The organism is Lentibacillus halophilus (assembly GCF_039522485.1).
In the GTDB taxonomy this organism is placed as follows: Bacteria; Bacillota; Bacilli; order Bacillales; family Amphibacillaceae; genus Lentibacillus; species Lentibacillus halophilus.
Map to the genome: position 1 here is coordinate 1 of NZ_BAAADM010000052.1, position 6,129 is coordinate 6,129.

The following is a 6,129-nucleotide window of genomic DNA, read 5'->3' on the forward strand; positions in this document are numbered from 1 at the left end:
GGAGTGATACACAATCAGCCGTTAGGCTGAGAGGTTCACTCCTACTTGACCATAAACAATTCAGAATTGTGTTGGTGCCAAGCACTCGTACCACACTTTGCTCTAAACAACAACGAGAAGTCGTGTCTTAACCGAATGATTCGTAAATGCTTTCCCAGTAGTTTTGTATAAGTGTCTTTTTTTCCACGGTGAAACTCCCTTTTTCGAACTATTATCTATTAGCTTGGAGGAAACGACACAACATAAACGCTCTAATTTGGTATTAAATGGAAAAGGAATGGTAATTTTTTCGACATAGAAGAGTGTCCTGGCCTGGCGGTGGCTGGTGCTCTTTTTTTACATTTCCTTCTAGATTTCCTTTATCAGGATCGGCCGTGACGCTGTGGCACGCGCTCATGCACATTAATAACAAAGCCATGTGGCGGAAAACGTTTACGGTCGCCGCGCCGGTCTTGCGGCTGAAAGCAGAGTTGACGGACAGCTCATTCAAACGGGCGCGCGCTGAGTTGCACGAGAAGGGGTATGTGGTGTATGAATCGCGCGGCCGGAATCAGGCGCCTGAGTATCGGATGATTGGGTTGAGTTGGTCGGGGGATGGGTGTGGCTCGAGCGACGCGGGGTTGTGCTCGAGCGAGGGAGCGGTTGGGTCGAGCGAGAGGGCAGTCAACTCGAACGACAGGGCAGTCGGGTCGAGCGAGAGCGCCGTGTACTCAGGCGACGCGGCGATGCACTCGACCGACGATGATTCATACATAATAGACAACACGCTCCAAGCGAACGATGGCTTTGCCACACGACATGAACCAAACCAGGAGGCAGATCACCTGGCGAACGAGCAAGTGAACCACGACGTGAACCGGAATGTGACCCACCTGATGAACCACCAGCCGGACCACGAAACGAACCACCCTACGGACTACCACACGGCCCCATTAGTTAAACAATACGAAACGAAACAAAGCCAGACCAAACAAAACCATACAACTGCAGCTGACGCAGATACGTTCGTATTTTACCAGAACAACTTCGGGCCCATTAGCCCATTTGTGTCTGATTCCCTGATGAATTGGGTGGATACGTTGGGGAAGCGCTCGTCATGGACGCCATGCAACGCGCGGTGGAACGCGGCAAGAGCAACTGGAGTTATGTCAAGGCGATCCTGCAAGCCTGGGCGAAAAAGGGCATCACGACGGTTGAAGATGCCAAAGCCGAAGAAGCGGCCTTTCGTCGGAGTCGGCAGCAGGGGCGAGGCGGGCCGTCGTATGCCGCCCGGACGGAAGAAGTTATACCAGATTGGTTCCGGGAACAAAAGCGCCAGGAGAAGCTAAAGCAGGAGCAGGCAGCAGACGAATCCCGTGACAAAACCGCCGAATGGGAAGAAACCGAACGGCTATTGGCAAAGTTCGGATAGTACCAGTTTCTGGATGGTGCCTGGCACATAAACAATTCAGAATTGTGTCTGTGCCAGGCACCCGAACCAAAGGTTGATTTTCGGCAGCTGCCGAAAATCGTCTACCGGGGGAGGCTCGTTCAAGTTCACACGATACAAACCAGGAAACAGATCACCTAGTGGACTGGCAAAGGAGAGCCTTACCATGAACCGGAACGTGACCTACCTGATGAACCACCAGCCGGCCCACGAAACGAACCACCCTACGGACCACCGTACGGCCCCATTAATTAAACAATACAAAACGAAACCAAACCAGACAAAACAAAATAATACTGCTGCTGCAGCTGACGTGTTCGTGTTTTGCTAGAATAATTTCGGACCCATTAGCCCGTTTGTGTCTGATTTCCTGATGAATTGGGTGTATGACGCCGGGGAAGACCTCGTTTTGGACGCGATGAAACGGTAGCTAGAACATTAAGAGCAACTTAAGCTGTGTGAATGAATAATCAATAATTTTATCATAAGGCTTGTAATATGCTGAATATAATTAAAGTTACAAGACCAAAAGGAGGGATTAAATGAATATCGTTCTTGTCGTTGAGTTAATTCTTTACTTCTGTTTATTAATTGGGATAGGTGCTTATTTTAGTCGTAAGGATATGGATCGTTCGGATTTTTTATTAGGCGGAAAAAAGTTACCGGGATGGGTACTCGCTTTTTCTGAACGTGCAACTGGAGAATCTTCTTGGTTGTTGCTTGGTTTTACTGGTTTTACGTTTTTAACAGGATTATCAGCTATTTGGACGATAGTGGGTATGGTACTTGGTATAAGTTTTTCATGGTTATTTTTAGCAAAAAGATTTATGAATGAAAGGAACAAATATGAAGTTCTTACACTATCTGATTATCTAGCTGTACGTTTTCCGGCACATGGCAAATACATTCGCCTTCTTGCAACAGTACTAATTCTCGTTTTCTTTATTTTCTATGTCGGTGCCCAGTTATCTGGAGTAGGAAAGACATTGTTAACAACGCTTAATATAAATCCAATAGTAGGTATTCTTTTAAGTGCGTTAGGGGTAGCAATTATTGCCCTTGCAGGTGGATTTGTGTCTGTCGTATGGACTGATATGATACAGGGTGCTATGATGCTTCTGGTCTTAATAGTCATTCCGATATTGGCATTTATTCAGATAGGTAATAATGACATATCCATAATGAATGAACTGAATGCAGCGGGTAATAATGTCAGTTCTTGGAATGGAGGAGTTACGGGTTTTGCTTTTGGTGCATTGTTTTTCAATAACTTTTCATATTTCTTTGGTTATCTAGGTGGTCAACCTCAACTTAGTGCCCGTTTTATGGCTTTAAAGAATGCAAAAGATGCGAAGATAGCAGGTATTACAGGAATCATATGGACGGTTATGGCTTTTGCAGGTGCCTTTTTTATAGGTATAACAGCTATTGCTCTATACAATATAGGTAATTTCCCAGATGAAGAAACGATATTACCCACAATGATTTTGGATTTAACGCCGTCATGGATTTCAGGTATCTTATTGTCAGGAATTCTCGCTGCAATGATTTCAACTGCTACTTCACAAATTATGGTTGTGACAAGTTCTATAAGTGAAGATCTTGTGCACAAAAACTTTAAAATAGAATTAAGCGAAAAGAATTGGGTTTTCGTTTCTCGTCTGGTTATAGCAATAACAGCATTGATAGCATTATTGATGGCACTTATCTCCAAATCTCTTGTCCTTACAATTGTTGGTTGGGCATGGGCTGGAGTAGGATCTACACTATCAGTAGCCGTTTTACTCACTTTCTTTTGGAAACGCTATTCTGGTATCGGTGTCATTGCTACAATATCTTCAGGTTTAATAGGGACATTGATCTGGATAAATTCACCCCTTGATGAATTACTAAGTGCTCGGTTTGTAACGTTTTTTATAGCACTGTTTTTTGGAATCGTTTTCAGTTTAATATTTCCTGAAAAGCAAGATGAAAAGCTTATAAATGAAAGAAAGTAATCCTAAACATTTTATATAGAGAGAGGGGGTATATGTTGTCCGAAATATCCTCACATATTTTAAATATTGGATTGCTGGAGCTATCAAGTTTATATAAGAAAAAAGAAATATCACCAGTTGAGGTTGTTGATTTACTATTAAATCAAATAGATATTAAAAACGATAAAACTAATGCATATATTGATGTCTGTGTTGAGAGTTCTTTAAAGGAAGCTAAAAAAGCGGAAAAGGAAATGTTATTAGAAGGTGTTAAAGGTGCTCTTCATGGAGTTCCGATTTCTATTAAAGATTTAATTTATACAAAAGATGTTAAAACAACTATGGGATCGGGTGTTTTTAAAGATTTTATTCCTGATTATGATGCAACTGTTGTGGAAAAGTTAAAAGGGGCAGGAGCTATTATAATAGGTAAGACAAATACTCATGAATTGGCTTATGGACCTACTGCTGATAATTCTTATTTTGGTTCAGTAAAAAATCCATATGATTCTTCTAAGATTGCTGGCGGTTCCAGTGGCGGTTCGGCCGCAGCTGTTGCAACTTCCCTTTGTTACGGTACTTTAGGAACTGATTCTGGTGGTTCCGTTCGAATACCTTCATCTTGTTCTGGAGTTGTTGGGATGAAACCAACATTTGGACGAATTAGTAAATACGGAGTTCACCCCTTGACTTGGACCATGGACCATGTAGGGCCAATAACAAAAAAAGTTGCAGATAATGCCGTCTTGCTTTCTTATTTATCCGGGAAAGACGATAAAGATCCTTTATCGCTCGAAAAGGAATGGGAAAACTGTTATTCAAAAGTTGGAGAAGGATTAAAAGGAAGTGTTATAGGTATACCTTTATATCTCTGTTTTGAAAATATACAAAATGAAATAAAACATGCTATACAAAATGCAATAAAAGTATTTGAAAATTTAGGGGCACAAGTTAAACCAATTCATGTATCTAATACAAATGATGTTTTATATGCATGCAAGATTATTTCAGAAAGCGAGGCATATCTCGTTAATAAAAATTTAGTTTCGTCATTTAACAATTTATTAGGAGATGAAACAAGGCAGAGAATTTTACAAGGTGCTAATTATAAAGCGAGTGACTATCTTGAAGCCCAACAAATAAAATTTGAAAACATATTGGATTATAATAATCATTTCAAGGATGTTGATGTTATGATTACGCCAACACTACCTATGTTACCACCGAACTTAGGGGAAAAAGAGTCATTAGTGGAAAACAAACGTGAAGACGTAAGAGAGTCGCTTCAACGCTTTACATCTCCAACAAATTTACTCGGTTTTCCTAGTCTGTCTTTACCCTGTGGTTTCTCTGCTTCCGGATTACCTATTGGAATGCAATTGATTGGAAAAAAATATGACGAAGCCAATTTATATCGATTTGGTTATGCTTTTGAGCAAGCCTTACAAAATTGATGAGATGAAAGTGAGAAAGGATAAATTTAAAAATTTACACGTGTATTATAAATAGAAGGGGGAAATACCATGATTGTAAAAAAGTTGAAAGACATATTAGATACAAAAAATGATATATATGGATATAATTGGAATAGTAGAAGGATACTACTGAAAAAAGATGGAATGGGATATTCGATGGCGGATACTGTTGTTAAGAAAGGTACTGAAACTTTTATTTGGTATAAAAATCATTACGAAACCTGTTATTGTATTGAAGGGGAAGGAGAACTTGAATTGGCAGATGAGAATGGAAAGAAAACAGGTGAAATTTATAAAATTAGACCGGAAACAATGTACGCACTAAATGGGAATGAAAAACATTATTTACGAGCTACGTCTGAAGATATGCGTCTTATATGCGTTTTCAATCCTGCACTAACTGGGAATGAGACACATGATAAAGACGGTACTTATCCTTTATTAGATTAATGAAAATAAAGATACAGTAATTGTGTTGGTGCCAGGCACTCGTACTCGAGTGCCTGGCACTTATAGGATTTTGTCAAGTTATGTTGGTATATTAAGGACAGTTCTCACTGTTACACGTTCGTGTTTTACCAGAATAACTTCGAGCCCATTAGCCCATTTGTGTCTGATTCCCTGATGAATTGGATGGATGATGTTAGGGAAGGGCTCGTCATGGAACCGATGAAACGGGCGGTGGAATGCGGAAAGAGCAACTGGAGCTATGTCAAGGCTATTTTGCAAGCCTGGCGAAAAAGGGCATCGCGACAGTTGAAGATGACAAAGCCGAAGAAGCGGCCTTTCGTCGGAGCAGGCAGCATGGGCAGCGTACGAATGCCGCCCGAATCGAGGAAGTTATTCCGGATTGGTTCCGGGAGCAAAAGCGTCGGGAGAAGCTAAAGCAAGAGCGGGAGCAGACAGCAGACGAATCCCGTGATAAGACCGCCGAATGGGAAGAAACCGAACGGCTGTTGGCGAAGTTTAGCGGAGTAGGAAATCATCAAGTGTCAGGCACTTATCACCACAATTCCTTCACCTCGTTTCCAAAGGATGATTTTCGGCAGCTGCCGAAAATCATCCTTATTTTGGACATACGTCCTCCATTATTCGACATTGGATTTTTAAATGTCCAAATAGGTCGACATAATTTCATTGTTTCTTCTGAGTAGAAATATCGGAAATTGGAATATATTTAGGGGCTGCTGAATAAATAAAAATGACTGATTGGACAGGAACTTTGCGTCTTTTTGTCGAAATAAGTTGC

Annotated in this window: 6 protein-coding genes and 1 pseudogene; all 7 read left to right on the forward strand. The window is 41.2% G+C overall.

Annotated features, from left to right (window positions below):
• The first annotated feature begins 1,096 nt into the window (after positions 1-1,096).
• A complete protein-coding gene (locus tag ABDZ72_RS09610; RefSeq protein WP_343752600.1) occupies positions 1,097-1,411 on the forward strand; it encodes a DnaD domain-containing protein in 315 nt (104 codons plus the stop codon).
• A gap of 184 nt (positions 1,412-1,595) precedes the next feature.
• Complete coding sequence (locus ABDZ72_RS09615; RefSeq protein ID WP_343752601.1) at positions 1,596-1,760, forward strand: hypothetical protein; 165 nt, start codon at positions 1,596-1,598, stop codon at positions 1,758-1,760.
• A 211-nt stretch (positions 1,761-1,971) separates the two neighbouring features.
• Positions 1,972-3,426 carry a sodium/proline symporter gene (locus tag ABDZ72_RS09620; protein WP_343752602.1) on the forward strand — a complete coding sequence of 485 codons (1,455 nt, stop codon included), beginning with the start codon at positions 1,972-1,974 and terminating at the stop codon, positions 3,424-3,426.
• 35 nt (positions 3,427-3,461) lie between these two features.
• The gene (locus ABDZ72_RS09625) at positions 3,462-4,859 is read left to right on the forward strand and encodes an amidase (protein WP_343752603.1); all 1,398 of its coding nucleotides are present in this window, start codon (positions 3,462-3,464) and stop codon (positions 4,857-4,859) included.
• A 69-nt stretch (positions 4,860-4,928) separates the two neighbouring features.
• Positions 4,929-5,330, forward strand: a complete 402-nt coding sequence (locus ABDZ72_RS09630) for an ectoine synthase (protein ID WP_343752604.1) — start codon at positions 4,929-4,931, stop codon at positions 5,328-5,330.
• Between the two features lie 174 nt (positions 5,331-5,504).
• Positions 5,505-5,564: pseudogene (locus tag ABDZ72_RS14445) on the forward strand (hypothetical protein); the annotation flags it as partial.
• 2 nt (positions 5,565-5,566) lie between these two features.
• Positions 5,567-6,034, forward strand: coding sequence for a hypothetical protein (locus tag ABDZ72_RS09635; protein WP_343752605.1), 468 nt, complete (start codon positions 5,567-5,569; stop codon positions 6,032-6,034).
• Positions 6,035-6,129 lie beyond the last annotated feature (95 nt).